This is a genomic window from Streptomyces sp. A18 (assembly GCF_059026065.1).
In genome coordinates, this window is record NZ_JBWLKL010000009.1 from 204,112 (window position 1) to 223,257 (window position 19,146).

General features: G+C 69.8%; 15 protein-coding genes, 1 tRNA gene and 1 pseudogene. 6 read left to right on the top strand and 11 right to left on the bottom strand.

What is annotated here, in order from left to right; genetic code table 11:
• The first annotated feature begins 8 nt into the window (after positions 1-8).
• The 5 genes from AC5P1C_RS17570 to AC5P1C_RS17590 all read left to right on the top strand — a co-directional run bounded on the left by AC5P1C_RS17570 (position 9) and on the right by AC5P1C_RS17590 (position 4,888).
• Positions 9-1,076 (top strand): 2-aminoethylphosphonate ABC transporter substrate-binding protein, encoded by a 1,068-nt coding sequence (locus tag AC5P1C_RS17570; protein ID WP_493866768.1) that lies wholly within the window; start codon positions 9-11, stop codon positions 1,074-1,076.
• 133 nt (positions 1,077-1,209) lie between these two features.
• Entirely contained in the window at positions 1,210-2,706 is a 1,497-nt protein-coding gene (locus AC5P1C_RS17575) for an alkaline phosphatase family protein (RefSeq protein WP_493866769.1), read from the top strand.
• Between the two features lie 81 nt (positions 2,707-2,787).
• A complete protein-coding gene (locus AC5P1C_RS17580; protein ID WP_493866770.1) occupies positions 2,788-3,567 on the top strand; it encodes an HAD-IIA family hydrolase in 780 nt (259 codons plus the stop codon).
• A gap of 76 nt (positions 3,568-3,643) precedes the next feature.
• Positions 3,644-4,204, top strand: a complete 561-nt coding sequence (locus AC5P1C_RS17585; protein WP_493866771.1) for a hypothetical protein — start codon at positions 3,644-3,646, stop codon at positions 4,202-4,204.
• A gap of 15 nt (positions 4,205-4,219) precedes the next feature.
• A complete protein-coding gene (locus tag AC5P1C_RS17590) occupies positions 4,220-4,888 on the top strand; it encodes a class F sortase (protein ID WP_493866772.1) in 669 nt (222 codons plus the stop codon).
• A 294-nt stretch (positions 4,889-5,182) separates the two neighbouring features.
• On the opposite strand, the gene AC5P1C_RS17595 is transcribed toward AC5P1C_RS17590, so the two are convergent.
• Positions 5,183-5,938 (bottom strand): ANTAR domain-containing protein, encoded by a 756-nt coding sequence (locus AC5P1C_RS17595; protein WP_493866773.1) that lies wholly within the window; start codon positions 5,936-5,938, stop codon positions 5,183-5,185.
• Between the two features lie 159 nt (positions 5,939-6,097).
• Between AC5P1C_RS17595 and AC5P1C_RS17600 the strand changes: the two genes are divergently transcribed.
• Complete coding sequence (locus AC5P1C_RS17600) at positions 6,098-7,132, top strand: glycoside hydrolase family 6 protein (protein ID WP_493866774.1); 1,035 nt, start codon at positions 6,098-6,100, stop codon at positions 7,130-7,132.
• 131 nt (positions 7,133-7,263) lie between these two features.
• Here the strand turns inward: AC5P1C_RS17600 and glxA are convergent, their stop codons facing one another.
• The 10 genes and pseudogenes from glxA to AC5P1C_RS17650 all read right to left on the bottom strand — a co-directional run bounded on the left by glxA (position 7,264) and on the right by AC5P1C_RS17650 (position 18,982).
• A complete protein-coding gene (gene glxA / locus AC5P1C_RS17605) occupies positions 7,264-9,204 on the bottom strand; it encodes a radical copper oxidase GlxA (RefSeq protein WP_493866775.1) in 1,941 nt (646 codons plus the stop codon).
• Entirely contained in the window at positions 9,201-11,186 is a 1,986-nt protein-coding gene (locus tag AC5P1C_RS17610) for a glycosyltransferase family 2 protein (RefSeq protein ID WP_493866776.1), read from the bottom strand. Before AC5P1C_RS17610 ends, glxA begins: the two co-directional genes overlap by 4 nt.
• Before the next feature lie 303 nt (positions 11,187-11,489).
• Entirely contained in the window at positions 11,490-12,221 is a 732-nt protein-coding gene (locus AC5P1C_RS17615; protein WP_493866777.1) for a FadR/GntR family transcriptional regulator, read from the bottom strand.
• 78 nt (positions 12,222-12,299) lie between these two features.
• Positions 12,300-12,373, bottom strand: a tRNA-Lys gene (locus AC5P1C_RS17620).
• Positions 12,364-13,005: a bifunctional DNA primase/polymerase gene (locus AC5P1C_RS17625; RefSeq protein ID WP_493866778.1), complete on the bottom strand. Its 642-nt coding sequence runs from the start codon at positions 13,003-13,005 to the stop codon at positions 12,364-12,366. Before AC5P1C_RS17625 ends, AC5P1C_RS17620 begins: the two co-directional genes overlap by 10 nt.
• A gap of 167 nt (positions 13,006-13,172) precedes the next feature.
• Positions 13,173-13,538, bottom strand: coding sequence for a DUF8844 domain-containing protein (locus tag AC5P1C_RS17630; RefSeq protein ID WP_493866779.1), 366 nt, complete (start codon positions 13,536-13,538; stop codon positions 13,173-13,175).
• A 270-nt stretch (positions 13,539-13,808) separates the two neighbouring features.
• Positions 13,809-15,173 (bottom strand): AAA domain-containing protein, encoded by a 1,365-nt coding sequence (locus tag AC5P1C_RS17635; RefSeq protein WP_493866780.1) that lies wholly within the window; start codon positions 15,171-15,173, stop codon positions 13,809-13,811.
• A pseudogene (locus tag AC5P1C_RS17640) lies at positions 15,170-16,769 on the bottom strand (hypothetical protein). Before AC5P1C_RS17640 ends, AC5P1C_RS17635 begins: the two are co-directional and overlap by 4 nt.
• A 124-nt stretch (positions 16,770-16,893) precedes the next feature.
• Entirely contained in the window at positions 16,894-18,024 is a 1,131-nt protein-coding gene (locus AC5P1C_RS17645; protein ID WP_493866846.1) for a hypothetical protein, read from the bottom strand.
• Entirely contained in the window at positions 17,975-18,982 is a 1,008-nt protein-coding gene (locus AC5P1C_RS17650; protein WP_493866847.1) for a phosphatase PAP2 family protein, read from the bottom strand. The genes AC5P1C_RS17645 and AC5P1C_RS17650 overlap by 50 nt, the downstream gene beginning before the upstream one ends.
• Between the last annotated feature and the right edge of the window lie 164 nt (positions 18,983-19,146).

Genomic DNA, 19,146 nt, shown 5'->3' on the forward strand with positions numbered 1-19,146 from the left:
GAATCGCCATGTCGCGTCACACCCGCACCCGCACGATCGCCGCCGTCTCCGGCAGCCTCGTCCTCGCCGGATCCCTCACCGCCTGCGGCGAATCCTCCGCGTCCGACGCGAAGGAGGTCACCGTCTACAGCGCCGACGGCCTCAAGGGCGAGAACGGCGACGGCTGGTACGACCAGGTCTTCAAGGACTTCGAGAAGAAGACCGGCATCAAGGTGAACTACGTCGAGGGCGGCTCCGGCGAGATGGTGCAGCGCGCCGTCCGCGAGAAGTCCAACACGCAGGCCGATGTCATCATCACCCTGCCGCCGTTCATCCAGCAGGCCGACGACAAGGGCCTGCTCCAGGCCTACAAGCCCAAGGGCTCCGACCAGGTCGACGGCGCCGACAAGGCCGCCGACGGCAAGTGGACCTCCGTCGTGAACAACTACTTCGGCTTCATCTACAACAAGAAGGAACTCAGCGGCGGCAAGGCGCCCAAGACCTGGGAGGACCTCACGGACCCGTCGTACAAGGACAAGGTCCAATACTCCACGCCCGGCGTCGCGGGCGACGGAACCGCCGTGCTCATCAAGGCGATGCACGACTTCGGCGGCAAGAAGCCCGCCATGGACTACCTGAAGAAGCTCCAGACCAACAACGTCGGTCCTTCCGCCTCCACCGGCAAGCTCGCGCCCAAGGTCGACAAGGGCGAACTCCTCGCCGCCAATGGCGACGTCCAGATGAACTACGCCCAGTCCAAGGACATGCCGAACCTCGGCATCTGGTTCCCGGCCAAGGAGGGTGGCAAGCCCACCACGTTCGCGCTGCCCTACGCGGCCGGCCTGGTCAACAAGGCCCCGCACAACGCCAACGCCAAGAAGTTCCTCGACTACCTGCTCAGCCAGAAGGCCCAGCAGCAGGTCAGCGAGATCGGCGGCGGCTTCGCGGCGCGCAAGGACATCAAGGCCACCGACGCCAACGCGGTCGCGCTCGACAAGATCGTCGACGGGGTCGAGGTCTTCGAGCCGGACTGGGCCGACATCTCCGAGAACCTCCAGACGTACGTCGAGGACTGGAAGTCGGCGACCGGTAGCTGAGAGTTCACCGCCGCACCCTTGGCCCAAGGTGTCCGGTAGCGAAAAGATAACGGGTATGGACCCAACGCCCCTGGTTCTCCAGGGGCGTTGGCGCGCGCCAGCCCTCCCCCCCCTACGAACCTCGGAGGACCACGTGTCGTCGCACGGCATATCCCGCCGCTCGCTCCTCGTCTCCACCGCCGCCCTCGCGGTGGCCGCAGGCCCCCTCGCCACCGTCGCCAAGGCCGCGGCCAGGACCCCGAAGGTCCTGGTGATCGGCCTGGACGGCGCCCTGCTCGGCAGAATCAAGGACGCCGACGCACCCGCCCTCAAGGGCCTGATGAGCGCGGGCCTGACCGCGCCGAGCAGCATCTACGCCAACCCGCTCGCCCCCACCTCCTCGGGCCCCGGCTGGTCGACGCTCATCACCGGCGTCTGGCCCGACAAGCACAAGGTCGTGAACAACGAGTTCACCGGGCACGATCTCGCCACGTACCCGGACTTCATGACCCGCGTCGAGGCCGCGAAGCCGCATCTGCGGACGTACGCCGTCTCGTCCTGGGCGCCGATCACCGACATCATCTTCTCCGCGAAGGTCGACGCCCGGGTGTCCACCCCGTCGGCCGAGTACGACGCGGGAACCACCACCCGCGCCGTCGCCGAGTTGAAGAGCGGCAACCCCGACGCGGTCTTCGTCCAGCTCGACAACATCGACCACGCGGGCCACGACAGCGGCGCCGCGAGCCGGGCCTATCTCGACGCGATCCACGGCGCCGACACCCAGGTCGGACAGATCGTCGCCGCGGTCAAGTCCCGTGCCACGTACGGCGACGAGGACTGGCTCATCATGATCACCGCCGACCACGGGCACACCGACCCCGGCGGTCACGGCGGCTCCAGCTGGCCCGAGCGCCAGACCTTCATGATCGCCACCGGCGGCGGGGTCACGGCGGGCTCGGTCCGCCACGACGTCCGCATGCCCGACGTGGCCGCCAGCGCGCTCGCGCACCTCGGTGTCGCGATCGACCCGGCCTGGGGCCTGGACGGACGCCCCGTGCAGCAGCCCACGCCGGACGCGTTCGACGCGCTGCGGGCCAAGCTGACGGGGCCCGTCGACGAGACCGGCATCGGTGCCGGAGTCATCGGCTTCACGCACACACCGCCGAGCGGCTGGAGCGTCGACAACTCCAGGATGGGCACGGGCGGCATCACCGAGTGGCGCGGCTGGTCCTTCACCACGGACGAGTTCTGGACGAAGACCGAGCGCGACCAGCAGCGTGAGCTCAACATCCGCGCCCGGAACGTCTTCGCCGTCGCGGACGGCGACGAGTGGACCGACAAGACCTTCTCGGGCACCTTCGACTCGACGCTGGTCAGCCCCTCGTACGACGTGCGGGGCGGCGCGCGGGCCACCCTCACCTACACGACGTACTACCGCCAGGAGGCCCCGCAGAAGGGCGAGGTGCTCGTCTCGTACGACGGAGGGGCTCCGGCCGTGGTGAAGACGTACACCGCGGACACCGCGTCCGCCGTCGAGAAGATCGCTCTCCAGGTGCCCGCCGGAGCCAAGAAGGCCCAGGTCCGCTTCCGGTACACCGGCGGCAACAACTGGTTCTGGGTGATCGACGGGGTCACGATCACCGCTTCCTGATTAGGGTGAGGGGCGTCGGCACAGAGCTGTCCCGGCGCCCCTCAGCTCACCCGTAGATCGCAGACCGCAGGAGTGCACCCCATGGCAGAGCGCAAGCCCATCGAATCGTGGCTCACCGACATGGACGGCGTGCTCATCCACGAAGGCGTTCCGATTCCCGGCGCCGACGCCTTCATCAAGAGGCTCCGCGAGTCCGGGAAGCCCTTCCTTGTCCTGACGAACAACTCGATCTACACCGCGCGCGACCTCCAGGCCCGCCTGACCCGCATGGGCCTCGAAGTGCCCGTCGAGAACATCTGGACATCGGCGCTCGCCACCGCGAAGTTCCTGGACGACCAGCGGCCCGGCGGCACGGCGTACGTCATCGGCGAGGCGGGACTCACCACCGCGCTGCACGACATCGGGTACGTCCTGACCGACCACGACCCGGACTACGTGGTGCTCGGCGAGACCCGTACGTACTCCTTCGAGGCCATGACCAAGGCCGTGCGGCTGATCAACGGCGGGGCCCGCTTCATCTGCACGAACCCGGACGAGACCGGGCCCTCCATGGAAGGGCCCCTGCCCGCGACCGGGGCTGTCGCCGCGTTGATCACCAAGGCCACGGGCCGCAACCCCTACTTCGCCGGCAAGCCGAACCCCTTGATGATGCGCACGGGCCTGAACGCCATCGGGGCGCACTCCGAGACCAGCGCCATGATCGGCGACCGCATGGACACGGACATCCTCGCCGGGCTCGAGGCCGGGATGGAGACCTTCCTGGTCCTCACGGGGCTGACCTCCCGGAAGGACATCGACCAGCACCCGTTCCGGCCCTCGAACGTCGTGGATTCGATCGCGGATCTCGTCGACCGCGTCTGAGCAAAAGCCACCCGTTTGCCGCACACGGGAGGCGTGACGTGTCGCCGCGCGTGAACCTCGAAACAGGAGGTTCACGATGCGTAGAGGCTCACTCACCCTGTGTGGCATAGTCGGGGCGGCTGTCCTTGCCGTGCTTCCCGTCGCGGCCACGGCGCCCGCGTACGCCCACGACAAGGAAAAGGTGCAGGCCACGGCCGTTCCGGCCCGCGCCGACGCCGGGGCCAAGGTGGAGATCAGCGTCACGGGCTGTGACGGGACGACCGGGACCGCCGGGTCCGGGGCGTTCACGGGCGACGCGAAGCTCACCGGTAGGGACGGCGACAAGTACTCCCTGAACGGCTCCGCCACGATCAGGAACGGCCTCGTCGGGTCGTACGACATCACCGTCATCTGCGACGGCCATCCCCACCAGGGCGTGGGCACCATCCAGGTCGGCCAGGAGAACCAGGTCGGACAGGAGAACCGGACCGAACCCGTCTCGCCGGTCCGCGCCGGTGGCGGCGGCACCGCGCAGCTGGCCGCGCACAGCCAGGAGGCGGGCCCCGGCACCCTGCACGCGGTGATCGGCCTGGTGCTCGCCGGGGTGGCGGCCGTGGCCGTGGCGTTCCGCAGCGTCCGCCGGCGCCGCTCCGAGTGACGGGCGACGACCGACGTGTCGGGCCAAGAGGAAACGGCGGGTGGGCACGGGCGATTCCTCACCGGGGTCGCCTGGGCGCTGCTGCTCGTCGGGCTCTGGCTGTGGGGCAGCGAGATCACCGACGTGCGGGGCGGGGTCTCGGAGCCCACGACGGGTGACGTGGCGGCGGTGGGCAGGCCGTTCGCCGTCGAACTCCCGGACGCGCACGAGCCGTTGGACGCCGCGAAGCCCGAGAGCGTCGACGTCCCCTCGCTGAAGGTGCGGGCGCCCGTGGTCGCCCGCGGGCTCGACCAGGACGGCGCCATCGATCCGCCGCCCTTCGAGGAGGCGGACTCCGTCGGCTGGTACGGCGGCGGCACGCGCCCCGGCGAGGCGGGCACCTCCCTGTTCGTGGGCCACGTCGACACCGAGACGCGCCCCGCGGTCTTCTACGACCTCAGCGCGATGCGCCCCGGCGAGAAGATCCGGGTGGCCCGGGACGACGGCTCGGTCGCCGAGTTCACCGTGGACGACGTCCAGGTCCTCACCCGGGAGCGCTTCGACGCGAAGAAGGCGTACGGCCCGCATGAGGACGGCCGTGCCGAGCTCCGACTGATCACCTGCGGCGGCACCTTCGACCGGGCGACCAAGACGTACTCGGCGAACGTGGTGGTCTCCGCCTATCTCACCGGCGTCGAGTCGTAGAGCCGGTCCCCTGCCGGGAGTGACCCGGCCCGGTCGGCGGCCCGCTCCCCCCGGAGCCGCCGACCGGGCTGGTCCTCGACCGCGCGCGCACGAGCTGCGGGAGTAACCCGGCGTCGGCGCGGGAGGTTCAGTGGCCAACCCCGCAATGCGGGATGGACGATCAGGCCAGGGGCTTGGGCCGTTGTGTCGACTCTAGAACGAATGGGCGCCGCAGCCTAGAGGTGGATTAACGCCAAGTCGCTGTTCGCTTCCTCTCCGTGATCACCGCAGGTGGTGATGGTTCCGGGATGACCTTCAGGAAGGTTCGGACCAATCGCCGCGCAGGGCCGCGTCGTCCAGTGATCCCTTGATCACCTCGGTGGCGACCTCCTCGATGACCAGCCGTTCTCTGCGCGCGTACCGCCGCAGCGCGTCGAAGGCCACGTCCACGTGGGTGCGCCAGCGTTCGGCGAGTATGCCCTTGGCCTGTTCGATGCGTACGCGGCTGGTCAGGGCGCCCTGGAGCTGTGTGGCGAGCACGCGATACTCCGTGCAGGCGCGGTGATTGTGCAGACCTACCGCGGCGGCGTCGGCGATCGCCTGCGCGATGTGCAACTCGCCGTCGGCGTGCACGATCCGGCTCGTCTCGGGGACGAAGACGTTGAGCGCGCCGAGCCGCGCCGTGCGCTGGCGCAGCGGAAGGGCGTAGGTCATGCCGATGCCGTGGCGGCGGGCCAGCGCGGTGAACTCCGGCCAGCGCGCGGCGGGTTCGTCCGCCGTGAGCCGCACCGGCGGCACCGGAAGCCCCGTTCCGAGGCTCTCCACGCAGGGGCCGCCGCTCCGTTGGGCGCCGAGCAGCTTCAGTGCCAGGTCTCGCGGGTGGCCGCCGGCGGCCGCCTCGGGGGCGCCGGCCCTGTCGAAGACGACCGCGGCGGCAGAGGCGTCGAGCAGCCCCACGCAGTGCCCGGCCACCCGGCTCAGATAGTGCTCGGGGTCGAAGTCCTCGTCCAGTGTGTTCGTGGTCTCCACCAGGGCTTGGGCCAGCCGTAGTTCAAAGGTGCGGTCCCGCATGATCTTCTCCCAGAGAGTCCCCCTGCGCCCTGCGCCTACCCCCGGGCGCGGTGCTGTAACAGGTCACCTACAGCTCTCCGCAGCCGACGGGCGGGCCTCGTGGGCCGGGAGTGTGTATGTCAGGATTGAGAATCGGACAGTGCACCCAAGGGGGAGTGGATGTACCACAAAGGCACCGGCCGCGGTCATCGCATCGCGGTCAGGGGGGTGAAGGCTGCGGCGGCGTTTGCGGGGGCGGCGCTGCTGCTGTCGGGGTGCTCCTCCGACGGCGACTCGGGCGACGAGGAGTCGTCGGGACAGCCGGTCAAGCAGCAGCCGAAGGGTTCCGACCCGTACTGGGTCAACCCGCAGGGGAACGCGGCCAAGCAGGTCGCCTCGTACGAGAAGGACGGCAAGAAGGACGACGCCGAGCTGATCCGCAAGATCGCCGAACAGCCGGTGGCCGAGTGGATCGTCCCGGAGAACGCGGAGGAACAGGCGCGCGGCTTCACCGAGGCCGCGACGAAGGCCGACCGGGACGCGCTCCTGGTCGTCTACAACATCCCGCACCGCGACTGCGGCCAGTACTCGGGCGGCGGCGCGGCCGACGGCAACGAATACCGCGCGTTCATCGACAAGGTGGCCAAGGGCATCGGCGACCGCAAGGCGACGGTCATCCTGGAGCCGGACGCGGTGCTCCACCTGGTGGACAACTGCACGCCGGAGGAGTTCCACGAGGAGCGTTACGACCTCCTCAAGGGCGCCATCGAGAAGCTCAAGTCCCTGAAGAACACCAAGGTGTACCTGGACGCGGGCAACGCGGGATGGAAGAACCCCGACTCGCTCTGGGAGCCCCTGAAGTGGTCGGGCGTCGAGCAGGCCGACGGCTTCTCGGTGAACGTCTCGAACTTCGAGACCACCGAGGCGAGCACGGAGTTCGGCAAGAAGCTCTCCGCGAAGATCGGCAACAAGCCGTTCGTCATCGACACGGCCCGGAACGGCAACGGCGCGTACACCAAGGGCAAGGACTCCTGGTGCAACCCGCCCGGCCGCGCGCTGGGCGAGGCGCCCACCACCAAGACCGGTGACCCGCTCGTGGACGCGTACCTCTGGATCAAGCGGCCCGGTGAGTCGGACGGGACCTGCCGGGGTGGCCCCAAGGCAGGGGAGTGGTGGCCCGAGTACGCGCTGAAGCTGGCCGAAGCAGCTAAGTAGCGCCCCGTCAGGGGCGCGGGGAACTGCGCGAGCAACACCAAAAGAGCCGCAGTCGCAGATGCCGAGACCTCGGCATCTGCGACTGCGGCTTTTCGTGCGCTGAGCGCGCAGTTCCCCGCGCCCTGACGGGGCTACGGCACGTGGACCCACTGGGCCTTGCTCGGAGTCCCCTGGTCATCGGTGACGAACAGCATGTACCAGCCGGACTCGACCAGGCTCTTCTCCTTCGGGATCGTCACCGTGACCCCGTCCTTGGACTTCTTCAGGTCCAGGGCGACCGACGTCTGGTCGATGTCGGTGACGTGCGTCGAGGCGCTCGGCCTGATCAGGCGGGCCGTCTTGATGGACGAGGCGTGCTTCGTCCGATACGTGCCCGACCCGCCGCGCTTGATCTCCTCGGGGCCGCCGGAGAGCGTCGGCTGCGAGCCCTGGTAGAGGTACGGCGGCGTGTAGATCTCGATGCGCTGCTCGAACTCGCCCGGCTTGGTGTTGGCCTTGTCCGAGTAGAGCGAGTCGGAGCCGAAGAACATCACGCGGCCGTCGGGCAGCAGGATCGAGCCCGAGTGGTAGTTGCGCCCGACCTCCGGGTCCGCGACGCGGCGCATGTCGCCGGTCTTGGCGTCGTAGATCCGCGCCTGCTTGATGTTCGAGTCGCTGCGTCCGCGGTAGTCCTCGGAGCCGCCGGATATGAGCACCGTGTCGTCGGGCAGGGTCGAGGCCTGCGGGTAACGCGTGCCCTTCTCCAGCTCGGGACCGTCGACGAACTTCGGGTCGTCGTCCAGGAGGTCGACGATGCGGGTCTTCTTGCTGGACTTCTTGGACTCGCCGACACCGCCGCCACCGACCACCATGTACTTCTGGTCCTGCGCGGGCGGCAGTTCGACCGTGTTGGAGGTCTCGAGGAGGTCGGGGTCGCTCATCCCCGGAATCCCCTTCCAGCTGCCCTTCTTCTCCAGGTCCCAGGTGCCGGGCTTGCGGCCGACGTCGTCGGGGCCGTAGCCCGCGTTCGAGCCCGAGTAGAAGAGCCTGCCGCTCTCCAACTGGAAGACGGCCGGGTAGGTCGGGAACTGGCGGACCTGCTTGGTGTAGGTCCACTTCTTGGTCTTGGGGTCGTAGATCTCGTTCTTGCCCGGGACCAGCTGGCCGATCTCGTCGAGGCCCGAGAGGCTGAGCACCTTGCCGTCCGAGAGCGTGGTCAGCGTGGGGTACCAGCGGGCCTCGTTCATCGGGTCGACCTTGATGTACTTCTCGGCGACCGGGTCGAACTCGAAGGCGTCCTTGATCCCCTGGAAGTCCTTCTTGTCCAGGGCGAGCTTCTGCGCGATGCCGTACGTGTTGCGGGTGGCGGAGCCCTTGAGGCCCTGCACGCGGTAGTTGTCCTGCGTACCCGTCTCGTACTTCGTGCCGCTCTTCTGTGCCTCCACGTACACCCGGCCGAGGCCCGGTTCGTTGCGCACGAACGCGCCGGTCTGCTTGTCGAAGACCTTCTTGGCGCGCTCGACGACGACCGGGTCCTTGGAGACGAACGTCTTGCCGTTCTTCTTGCCGGTGAACTTCGTCCCGGCCGGCAGCGTGATCGGCTTGTCCGGGTCTTCGTTGTGCACCACCATCAGGCCGCCCGCCTTGGTGATGTCGCCCTTGAGCTTCTCGTAGCGCTGAGTACCGCCAGCGATCAGGAGATTGCCGTTGGCGAGCTGGGTGTGGCCGGTGCAGAAGAGGTCGACGGGCGTCTTGATCTTCTTGATCGTGTTCTTGACCGGGTCCCACAGGCGGGTGTCGAACTTCTTCGCGTCGAAGTTCTTCTGGTTGTTTCCGGAGCCGGCGACCAGGAGGATCTTGCCGGTGTGCAGGAGCGCTGCGTGGATCGTGTTCTGGCGGTACTCCTCGGGGAAGTTCACGACCTGCCAGTGGCCGTTGTCGGCCTTGTACTCCGGCTTATTGATCTTGTAGTCGTGGTACTTCTCCGAACCCACGCGCCACAGCCACGGGCCGTTCATCCCGGCCAGCGCTATGACCACCGCCGCGCCTATCGCGATGCGGCGGGCGCGGCGGCGGCTGGAGCGGTCCTTCATTTCTTACGTCCCCCAAGGGCGATCTGCATGGTCTGGTCGTTCGCTGCCCAACTGGGCTTCTGCTGCGGTGCGTGCGGCGCCTGCGGAGGCTGATGCGCCTGCGGCAGCTCCGCCGTGGTGTCACGCTGCTGCGGCACCTTCGGTTCCCCGCCGCCGGAAGGCGGCCCCGAAGCTCCGGGTCCCTGCTGGGACTTGCGCTTCTTCTTGTCCTGCCGCATCCCCCACCGCCAGGCGAAGATCGGCGCCGCCGTGATCAGCAGGGCGAACGTGGCCCAGATGATCATCGCCGGGTGGACGTGGTCGAACACGAACGCGGCGGCCATCGAGCCGGCGAAGACCAGGATGAAGAACAGGTGGATGCGGAACGTGCCGAACAGGGTGTCCGGGCTCGCAGAATCGCCCTTGGGGGTCACCACGAACTTGCTCTTGCGGCGCAGCACGGCGTCGAGCAGGGAGCGTGCGTAGACCGGCGCGGAGAGCGCCGACATCACCATGCCCGCGATACCGCCGGAGCCCTCGGGCTCGTGCGGCGAGACGTTGTGGCGGCGGTTCCAGATGTAGAGGCCGATCTGCAGCGCCGACGCGTTGCCGTACAGCATCAGCCAGATCGTCGGGTCGATGTTCACGCCCGATGCGCCCATGCCCAGGAACAGCGCGCAGGAGAGCGCGGCCAGGATCCAGTTCATGGCGGACATCGGGTAGAAGATGACCATCATCGTGTAGTTGAAGAGGCGGCCGGGCGGCAGCGAGAACGGCGCCTTCCAGAACTGCTTCAGGATGGTCTCGTACGTTCCTCGCGACCAGCGCAGCTGCTGCGTGAAGAAGTCCGTCCAGGCGTTGGGGCCCTCACCGACCGCGAGCACGTCCGGGGTGTAGACCGACTTCCACTTCTTGCCGGTCTTCGGGTTCGTGGCGCGGTGGATCTCGAAGCCGGTCGCCATGTCCTCGGTGATCGAGTCGTACAGACCGCCGATCTGCTTCAGTGCGCTGATGCGTACGGCGTTGCTCGTGCCGACGAACATCGGGGAGCCGTAGGCGTTGCCCGCGCGCTGGATCAGGGCGTGGAAGAGGAACTGCTGGGACTCGGCGGCCTTGGTGATGAAGTTGTCGTAGTTGCCGTAGACCTGCGGGCCGATGACGAAGCCGACGTTCTCGTCGCGGAAGAAGCCGAGCATCCGCTCGAGGTAGTTGGGCATCGGGACGTGGTCGGTGTCGACCGATGCGAAGTAGTCGTAGTCGTCGCCGTGCGCGTCCAGCCAGGCGTTGTAGTTGCCGTGCTTGGTCTTGGCGCGGTGCGGGCCCTTGCTCATGTTCCACTTCGCCACGCCCTTGCGGGAGAAGTGGTGCACGCCGAGCCGCAGGCAGACCTCCTTGACGGCGGGGTCGTCGCCCTCGTCGAGGAGCCAGACGTGCATGAGGCCGCGGTGGCGGATCTTGACGGCCGCCTCCAGCGTCTTCGTCACCATCTCGAGCGGCTCCTTGCCGGGCACGAAGGAGGTGAGGAAGGCGACGCGGGTGCCGGTCTCGGGCACCACGGGTATCGGGTCACGGGCGACGAGCGTGGCGTGCGCGTTCGACAGCACGTTCATGCAGCGGAAGAACTCGATCAGACCGATCGATATGAGCATGATGACGTCGAGCGTGGGCAGCCAGTCGTTGGCGACGTAGTCACGCTTCGTCCAGTGCGTCGGCTGCAGCAGCCAGGCGAGCAGCACGAGCGAGAGCAGCGGCGCGGCTCCCAGCATCAGCGCGGCCCTGATCCGGTGCGGTTCCTGCGACAGCAGGGAACGGTACTGCACCTTGTACGGCTTGGTCGGGTCCGGCTGCGTGAGCGGCCCCGCGAGACGGCTGTAGTGCTCGTAGTCGTATCGCGGCAGGGCCTTCTTGATACGTCGGAACCCGCCTGTCCGGTGCGACGGCACCCGCAGCTGGGTCGTCTGTGACGGGTCGTCCGGCCGGGCGCCGGTCGGCGTCGACGTCATGAGTCATCCCCCCGCACGCGGTCGCCCGCGTGTTCGTTGGTCCTTCCGTCCGAGCCGGTCCCCCGACCTTCACGGACGCATCAGTGGCAGGCCACCGTCCCCTTAGACATGGAACAGCCACCTTCCGGTTGCATGATGCCCCCCTCGGCATCCGTTCATGAAAGGGACCCCCCGTCCCTTCCCCCGCGGGCACCGGCCGGATGGGGCCCCCAACTGCCCCGCACCGCCTGCCTCATGAGAGCCAGTGGCTCCAGCACAAGGTTCTACGCCCCTAGCCATGATCGCAAGAGCGAAACAAGGTGTTTACCGGTCATACGAGCGATTTGAGTTGCCTGTTGAGACAGGAGCGCTCAATCGCGTTCGAATATTACCGAAGTGTTCCCGTATTGCCTGCTCGGCCCTGAGTACATCGCCGGACCGGACCGCGTCGACGATCTCCCGGTGCTGGCGGCAGGTGACCTTGGGATCCTGCGGTACGTCCACCAGATCGGTACGTACCTTGTGGAAGGCGTCCCAGAACGCCTCCAGGACCTCGCTGAGCAGGGGATTGCGCAGGCAGCGGTAAAGGGTGGCGTGAAATGCGCGGTCCGTTTCGGTGTGGACCGCACTCGACTGCCCGTTCCGGCCGTCGTGGGCCGCCGCTTCGGTGTCCATCCGGTCGACGATGGAGTCCAGTTCGGCCAGATCGGCGTCCGGGATGCGGCCCGCGAGGCGCGCGATGAGTCCGGTCTCCACGGCCTCCCGCAGTTCCAGGAGCTGACGAAGGCTGTCCTCGCCGCGGTAGTGGCCGGCCACCGTGCGGAAGGTGAGGCCCTCGATCATGGGAGCCATCGACATGGGTCCGACATATGTACCGAAACCGTGCCGGATTTCCACGATGCCCATCGCCTGCAGTGCCTTGAGGGCCTCTCGCACGGAGTTCCGACTGACGCCGAGGCGTTCCATCAGTTCGGGCTCGGTGGGCAGAGAGGCTCCGGAGGGCAGCCGCTGATCGATGATGAGCTTCTTGATCCGCTCCTGAATGTCGCGCGCCATGGCGCAACGGTAGCGGTACCCGCGCCGGTGGCGGCACGACGAAGGCCCCCCGCGTGAACGGAGGGCCTTCGCTGTCTGTGCGCCGTCAGGGACTCGAACCCCGGACCCGCTGATTAAGAGTCAGCTGCTCTAACCAACTGAGCTAACGGCGCCTGCTGACGTCGTAGACCTTAGCACTCTGATCGCCGCCAGGAAAAATCGATATACGGACCGCGGAGCCTGCCGCCGCACGGGCCGCGCGGACGCAGGCCCAGAGCACCACCTCGGGCCCTGGAAGCCAGGGATGCCGGGCATCGGGGGCCACCAGCCAGCGCGATTCGAGGCGCCCTTCGCGGCGGCCGGGTGCCGGAGTCTCCCGGTGTTCCTGGGCCATCGGCGGCACGGTCACGGCGTCCCCGGTGCCGTGGCAGAGCACGCCCGGAACGGCGCTGCCCCACTCCTCCCACTCCAGCAGCGAGGGCAGTCGCTGGGCGGTTCCCGGGGCGGCGAAGAGCAGCATGCGGCCGCGGTGCGCGGCGACCGGGCCCGAGCCGGGGCCTTCGTCCCATAAGCGGTCGAGCATCCGCCGGCCGAAGACCGCCGGGACGCTCACCACGTCGAAGACGGAGCCGCAGGGGAGGACGGCCGGGGCGGTGGGGCGGCTGCGCCAGTGGGCGAGGGCGCTGCGCGGATACGTTTCCGCAGAGGCGAGCCAGGCGACTCCGTCGGTAGTGACGTCCGAGATGTCCTGGCTGTTTTGGATGTCGGTGGGGGCGGGCTCCGGGTGAAGGCGCGTGCTGCTCATGGCAACTACATCTACCGGTGGTGAGCGTTCCATTTCTGAGAGTTGTCAGAAATCCGGACAACAAGGGGTGGGAGGGAGTACCTTGCCCTCATGGCATATGCCCCATGATCTTCTCTCCGGGGCCTGGAGGGCTGTGGGGGCCCGCTTCGAGGGCTCGCTTCGGGGGCTCAGGCCTCCGGACCGCCGCCGCCCGCACCGGTCCCGCGCAGCAGATCCCGGCCGAACTCGACCATCTTCTTCGCGTAGTCCTCGGTCCATTGCGCGCGCTCGGCGATCACGGCGGGCGTCAGCCGGTCGAACCGCCGGGGGTCGGCGAGCTGGGCGGCCGCGATCGCCTGGAACTCGACCGCCCGGTCCGTCGCGGCACGGAAGGCGTGGGTCAGCTCGGTGGCTCGTGCCAGCAGCTCCCGAGGGTCCTCCATCGACTCCAGGTCGAAGAAGTGCTCCGGGTCGGCGACGGCCTCCGCGGGCTCGAAGAGCAAGGGCGCGGGTCGCAGACGCTGCTCGGTCCGGGACCGCTCGGGCTCCGCCATGGTTCTTCCTCCTCGTACGTGTCCGGCCGTGGGGCCGTCTTCCATTCTCCCTTGCTGCGCAAGGGGGCCGTGAGCCTCGCGTTCCCGGTCCCTCGCGGCCTAGGGCCGCCACACCACCCGGTGTTCCGCGAGGCGGGCGAGGACCGCGTGGTTCGCCTCCCAGCCGTCGGGGCTGTTTTCTTTGGCCGCCTCCGGCGGCGTGCCGGACTCCGTCCGGCGGGTGGCGCGGCGCCGGGCTGATCGCCTGCCCAGGAGGTGGGGGAGTGGTGGTCAGGGCCGCCACACCACCCGGTGTCCCGCGAGGCGGGCGAGGACCGCGTGGTTCGCCTCCCAGCCGTCGGGGAACTTCACCGTGACACCCAGCTGGACCGGTTCCGTGGACGGGTGGTCGTCGAGCAGCTCGCTGACGCCCGCGCGGCAGATCACGATGCAGGCGTGGCGATGGCGGGACGCCAGGACGCACAGGCGGCCCGTCTCCAGGTGGAACGCGGTGGCGTCCGGGCGCCCGGAGAGCGGATGCAGGACCACCGTCACGTCGAACTCGCGGCCCTGCAGCCGGTTCGCGGTGTCGACCGTGACGTCCGTGACGCCGAGCTCCGCGAGGGCCGCGCGCACCGCCGCCGCCTGGTCGCGGTGGGCGGTCCCCACGGCGATGCGCTCGGCCGTCAGGGGCGTGGGGTCCGGGCCGCGCTCAGAGGTGGCCGCGCCGCCGCGGTCCAGGAGCCGCCCAACGACCTGGGCCACCGCGCGTACGGCCTCCGGGTCCGTGCGCGGGGTGTTCCGCGCGGGCAGTTCGAGCAGGCCCCAGCCCGACTCCGCCGCCTCGTCGATCACCCGGTCCGGACCCGAACCGTCGGACGGCACCCCGAAGTCGAGCCGTCTGTCGCCGTGGTCCGTGCCGCTGCGGAAAGGCGTGTACGGATAGAACGCGGCCGACACCAGCGGGGCCGCCGACGCCGGGAGCCGCCAGGACACCGGCAGGCGGTGCTGGGGCAGTTCGGGGTTGTGCGCGAGCAGCGTCGTGACCGCGCTCGCCGACGGGTCGTACGCGAGGCCGGCCCACTGCTCGGCGCCCACGATCGAGAACGGGTCGAGCTGGCCGGGGTCGCCGACGAACAGGGCACGCTCGAAGAGCCCGGCCACGGCGAGCAGCGCGTCCGAGCGCATTTGGTACGCCTCGTCCACGATGGCGTGCGGCCAGGGCGCGTCGAGCTTGGTGGCCTCGACGTGCGCCCACTTCGCCGCCGTCGACACCACGACGTCGAGTCCTGCGAGGTCGGCGGCCTTCGTCGACGTACGGACGAAGGGCAGGTCGTCCAGGGCCTTGTCGTACGCGTCCGGGTCGCTGCTGTGCAGGCGGCCCACCGGCAGCTCGGGGTCCTTCTCGGCGAGGCGCAGGACCAGGTCGTCGACCTGCGCGTTCGTCTGCGCGATCACCATCAACGGGCGGCCGGCGGCGGCCAGTTCGCGGGCCGCGCGGACCACGAGGGTCGACTTTCCGGCGCCGGGCGGCGAGTCGACGACGACACCGCGGTGCGCGCCGTCCAGCGTGTCGTACAGGATCGCGTCCGTGGCGCGGGTCGCCGCGGCGCCGGGGTCGAAGGAGGCGCGGTCGAAGGGGGCGGTCGGACTCACAGGGTGTCCTCCGGCGTCACGGGGTCAGGGCGCTCGGCGGCGTCGCCCTCGCCCGGCGGACCGCCGTGGGTCCAGGGAGTCGCCTCGGGTTCGGGGAGCTTGGGGCCGCCGCGCTGCTCGTGCTCGAAGAGCGTCCAGCAGATCCGGTCGCCCTTCTCCGGCACGGAGCCGGACTCGGGCTCCTTGCCGCGCCCCATCTTGTCGGTGATGCGCAGGACGACGGAAACGGCGCTTCCCTCACCTTCGTACGTCACGAACTCGGCCGTCTGCGGCTTGCCCTGCAGCGAGCGGTACACCTTCGCGCGCTCGGCCAGGTGCGGGTGGTCGTCCGTGCGGACGGTGACCAGGGGGCGGGGGCTCGGGCGCTTGCTCTCGCTGTACGCCATGACCACCTCGGTCACCTCACCGACGAAGGCCTCGCCCGCGAGCCGGCGGCCGGCCATCACCAGCGGGTCGTCGAGCGCTTCCTGGGCCTCCAGCCTGGCCTGCTCGCGCTCGCGCGTGGCGAGTTTGTTCGCCGCCGTCACCGCGTCGTCCACGCGGGGCTGCGGGGGCTCGCCCGCCACCACGCGGTCCCGGTGGCCGGTGAACGACCAGCGGTCGCGCGTCCAGCGGTCGGCGGCGCGCGGGGCCTCGGGGAGTGTGCACAGCGCGTCCAGGCCGCGCCACACCGCGTCCCAGGTGGGGCGGGTCCTGCTCTCGATCAGGGAGCGGATCTCCCGCTCGGCCGCGGCGAGTTCGGCGAGGCGGGCGTCCGCCTCGATGCCGTCCTCGGCGGTGGCGAGGGTGCCGCGCGCGGTCGTACCGCTCGATGGCCGGGGCGAGCAGGCGGTTGTCGAACGCCGGGTCCGTGGCGGGGCCCGCGGGCGGGCAGAGCAGCTGGCCGTCCTTGTCCCGCGCCAGCTCGGCGCGGAGCGCGGCCTCGGCTCCGGAGGTGCCTTCCGGGGCCTCGATCCAGGCGAGCAGGGCGCCCAGGTGCTGGTCCTCGAGGCTGCTCTGTCCGGTGGCCCAGTGCCGGGAGAGCAGTTCGGTCATGGCGACGAGGAGGGAGGACCCCGGAACGCGGGCCCGCTCCCCGAAGTGCGTCAGCCAGCGGCCGAGGAGCGGGACGCGGGGCGGGGCGGGATACGGGGTCTGAGGGTCCTGCTCGGCGGTGCGGCGGAAGCGGGTGGAGCGGCCGATGAGCCGTACGAAGTCGATGCCGGCGCTGCTCGGGACGATCAACTGCGGGGCGTCCGAGCAGAGTTCGACCTCCACCTTGACACGCTTGCCGGTCTCCGGGTCCGTCTCGCTGCGCTCCGCCGCTTCGACGTCGTCCGCGAACGAGTCGACGTACTCCAGGACGGTGTCCGCGAGTTGGGTGAGGAAGGTGAAGCGGAGGTCGCGGTCGCGGGGCTGCGGGACGACGAGCACGCGGGGCGAGGTCCGCTCGGTCCCGACGAGGGCGCCCAGCGGTGCGCCCGCCTCGCCCGCTGTGGTGAGGGGGACGAGGACGAGGGGGTGCTGGGAGAGGTGGCGGTGCCTTGCCGTTGCTCTCGGCTGGGCGGTGCCTGTTGCTACCGCCTCCAGGCGGGCGAGGTTGTCGATCAGTGACACCGGGTCGTTCCTCCCTGCGGGGTGTGGGCTACGGGTCCGCCGCTTCGCGGCGGTTCTTCCCCGCCCACCCACCCGATCACCCTGCATCGAGCCGACACCGAAAAGCTCACGAAAACGCAGCGCCTCAGCACCCCGTACCCCCCACTCCGGACAGCGCCGCCGCCCGCAGCGCCGCCGCCCGCCGAAGCGCCGCCACCGCCGGATCCGCAGGGTCACCCGATGTGCCGTTCGCTGCCGACAGGACCCCGGCGACCGTCGTCAGACCACCCAACTCGCCCCGCACCGCGCGACCAAGCGCCGTCACCGCGCCCTCGTCGCGGGAGCGTCCGCGGCAGTGGAAGGCCAGTTCGCAGGCGGCCAGGCACTCGGGGGCGTACGTCGCCGGGACCGATTCGACCGCTGCCGTCAGGTCGGCGGCGGGGCGGGTCACGTCGAACGTGGTGCCCTCGGGAAGCTCCGTCGCGATGTCCTCGATGCGGGTCAGGCGCGCCAGCTGGCGCTTCGTCACCGAGAGTTGTTTGCGTACGTCGATCGCGGACGCCGTCGGCAGGTTCGAGAAGTCCTTGGGGCAGACCAGGAGCACGTGATGGCGGACCCGGGGCGCCGGGTCCATGTGCGACGCCACGCGCTCGAGCGCCAAGGCGTACACCGCGGCCTGCCGGGCCGCCGCGCCCACCTTCGCCGCGTCCGCCGAACCGTCGATCATCGGGAAGGACTTGATCTCGACGACCGTCCAGCTGCCGTCCGGATGGATCACCACCGCGTCCGGTTCGAGGAAGGCCGGTGTCCCGGCGACGTCGAGCGCCAGCATGGGGTGGTCCAGGAGGGTCCAGCCCTCCGCCGACGTCGCCTCGCGCAGCGCGAGGGAGGTGCGCGCCGCGCGGCCTTCGGGTCCCACCGCGGAGAGGTCGGGGACGGACGACTCTCCCGGAACCGGCTCCGGGCCGCCCCCGATCCTGCCGTGGGCGAGCCGCAGCAGCTCCGCGCCGCCGTCCGCCTTGACCTTCGCCTCGAAGGCGTTGCCCCGCATGAACGCGAACTGCGACTGCCCGAAGGAGGCGGGCGAGCCGAGTGACTGCGCAAGCGTCGCCTTGTCCACCCCCGCGCCGTCGAGCAGCGCGCGCCGCCGGCAGCCGGGATTGGCGGCGAGGGCCGCGAGCGCGCGGGCGTCCAGCGGCTGAGCGGGGACGTCCGGGCCGCGCAGCTCAGCGAGCCGCTGTCTTAGCGCTGTCCCCCGCTTCGGCGGGGCGGGCACTCGGCTCGGCGCCTGGCTCGGCAGGCCGCTTGCGCGGCCGGGGAATTCGCTCACCTGTCGAAGTCTGGCACCCGCCACTGACAATTGAGGACTCTGGGGCGGACGAGGCCGACGGCGCGCCCGCGACGGGCGCCGAGTGCGCCCCCGCCAAGCCCCCCGACGCGGGGCCTGCGACCGCGAACGGCAGCCCCATCCGCGCCTTCACCCGGTCCGCGAGCCGCAGTACGGGCCGGACGAGCAGCAGCCCGAGGCCCATCACCGCTGCGCCCGCGACCGCGTCGAGGAAGTAGTGGTTCGCGGTGCCCATCACGACGATCGTGGTGATCAGCGGATAGGCCACCGCAGCGGTCCTGGCCAGCGGCGAACGCCCGTGACGCCACAGGATCACCCCGCACCACAGCGCCCACCCCACGTGCAGGCTCGGCATCGCCGCGTACTGGTTGGTCATGCCGCCGAGCCCGCGCGGCGCACTCGCCTCGCCGCCCCACCAGCCGAAGTCGCTGTACTGCGCCATGGTGTCGACGAAGCCGTGCCCCTCGCTCAGCAGGCGGGGCGGGCAGGTCGGCAGGAGCGTGAAGCCGACCAGGCCGATCAGGGTGGAGATCATCAGCCACGCGCGTGCGGCGCGATAGTGGACCGCGCGGCTGCGGAAGAGCCAGACGAGTATCAGGGGCGTCACCAGATAGTGCAGCGACGCGTACCAGAAGTCGGCCGGCACGCCTATCCAGGAGTGGGCGGTGAAGAGACGGTTCAGCGGGTTCTCGGCGTTGAGGCGCAGGAACTTCTCGACGCGGAGTATGCCGATGCCGTGATCGACGGCGGTGGACACGTCGCCGCGCGCGAGCAGCCGTCCCGCCGAGTATGCGACGTACACCAGCACGATCAGCGGCAGCTCCGTCCACCAGCGAAGCCGAAGCCCGCTGATGCCCCCGGTGCCCGGAGCGTCGGTCTGCGGCATCCGGTCGGTCCCCCATCCATCTGTGGTCATGCGGTGTTCGCCGCCGCCTCACTTTACGGCGTACGCGAGAGCGCGCTGACGCGGTCCCCGGTCGTCTTAGACGCAGAGATCGACGAGCGGGTTGCTCCTCGCGGGCACCAGTGATCGGGACCTGGTGCGTGAGT

Coding starts and splice junctions, on each gene's coding strand:
- AC5P1C_RS17570 (WP_493866768.1), top strand. CDS start 9: ATGTCGCGTCACACCCGCACCCGCACGATCGCCGCCGTCTCCGGCAGC.
- glxA (WP_493866775.1), bottom strand. CDS start 9,204: ATGAAGGACCGCTCCAGCCGCCGCCGCGCCCGCCGCATCGCGATAGGC.
- AC5P1C_RS17595 (WP_493866773.1), bottom strand. CDS start 5,938: ATGCGGGACCGCACCTTTGAACTACGGCTGGCCCAAGCCCTGGTGGAG.
- AC5P1C_RS17600 (WP_493866774.1), top strand. CDS start 6,098: ATGTACCACAAAGGCACCGGCCGCGGTCATCGCATCGCGGTCAGGGGG.
- AC5P1C_RS17585 (WP_493866771.1), top strand. CDS start 3,644: ATGCGTAGAGGCTCACTCACCCTGTGTGGCATAGTCGGGGCGGCTGTC.
- AC5P1C_RS17625 (WP_493866778.1), bottom strand. CDS start 13,005: ATGAGCAGCACGCGCCTTCACCCGGAGCCCGCCCCCACCGACATCCAA.
- AC5P1C_RS17615 (WP_493866777.1), bottom strand. CDS start 12,221: ATGGCGCGCGACATTCAGGAGCGGATCAAGAAGCTCATCATCGATCAG.
- AC5P1C_RS17610 (WP_493866776.1), bottom strand. CDS start 11,186: ATGACGTCGACGCCGACCGGCGCCCGGCCGGACGACCCGTCACAGACG.
- AC5P1C_RS17650 (WP_493866847.1), bottom strand. CDS start 18,982: ATGCCGCAGACCGACGCTCCGGGCACCGGGGGCATCAGCGGGCTTCGG.
- AC5P1C_RS17630 (WP_493866779.1), bottom strand. CDS start 13,538: ATGGCGGAGCCCGAGCGGTCCCGGACCGAGCAGCGTCTGCGACCCGCG.
- AC5P1C_RS17580 (WP_493866770.1), top strand. CDS start 2,788: ATGGCAGAGCGCAAGCCCATCGAATCGTGGCTCACCGACATGGACGGC.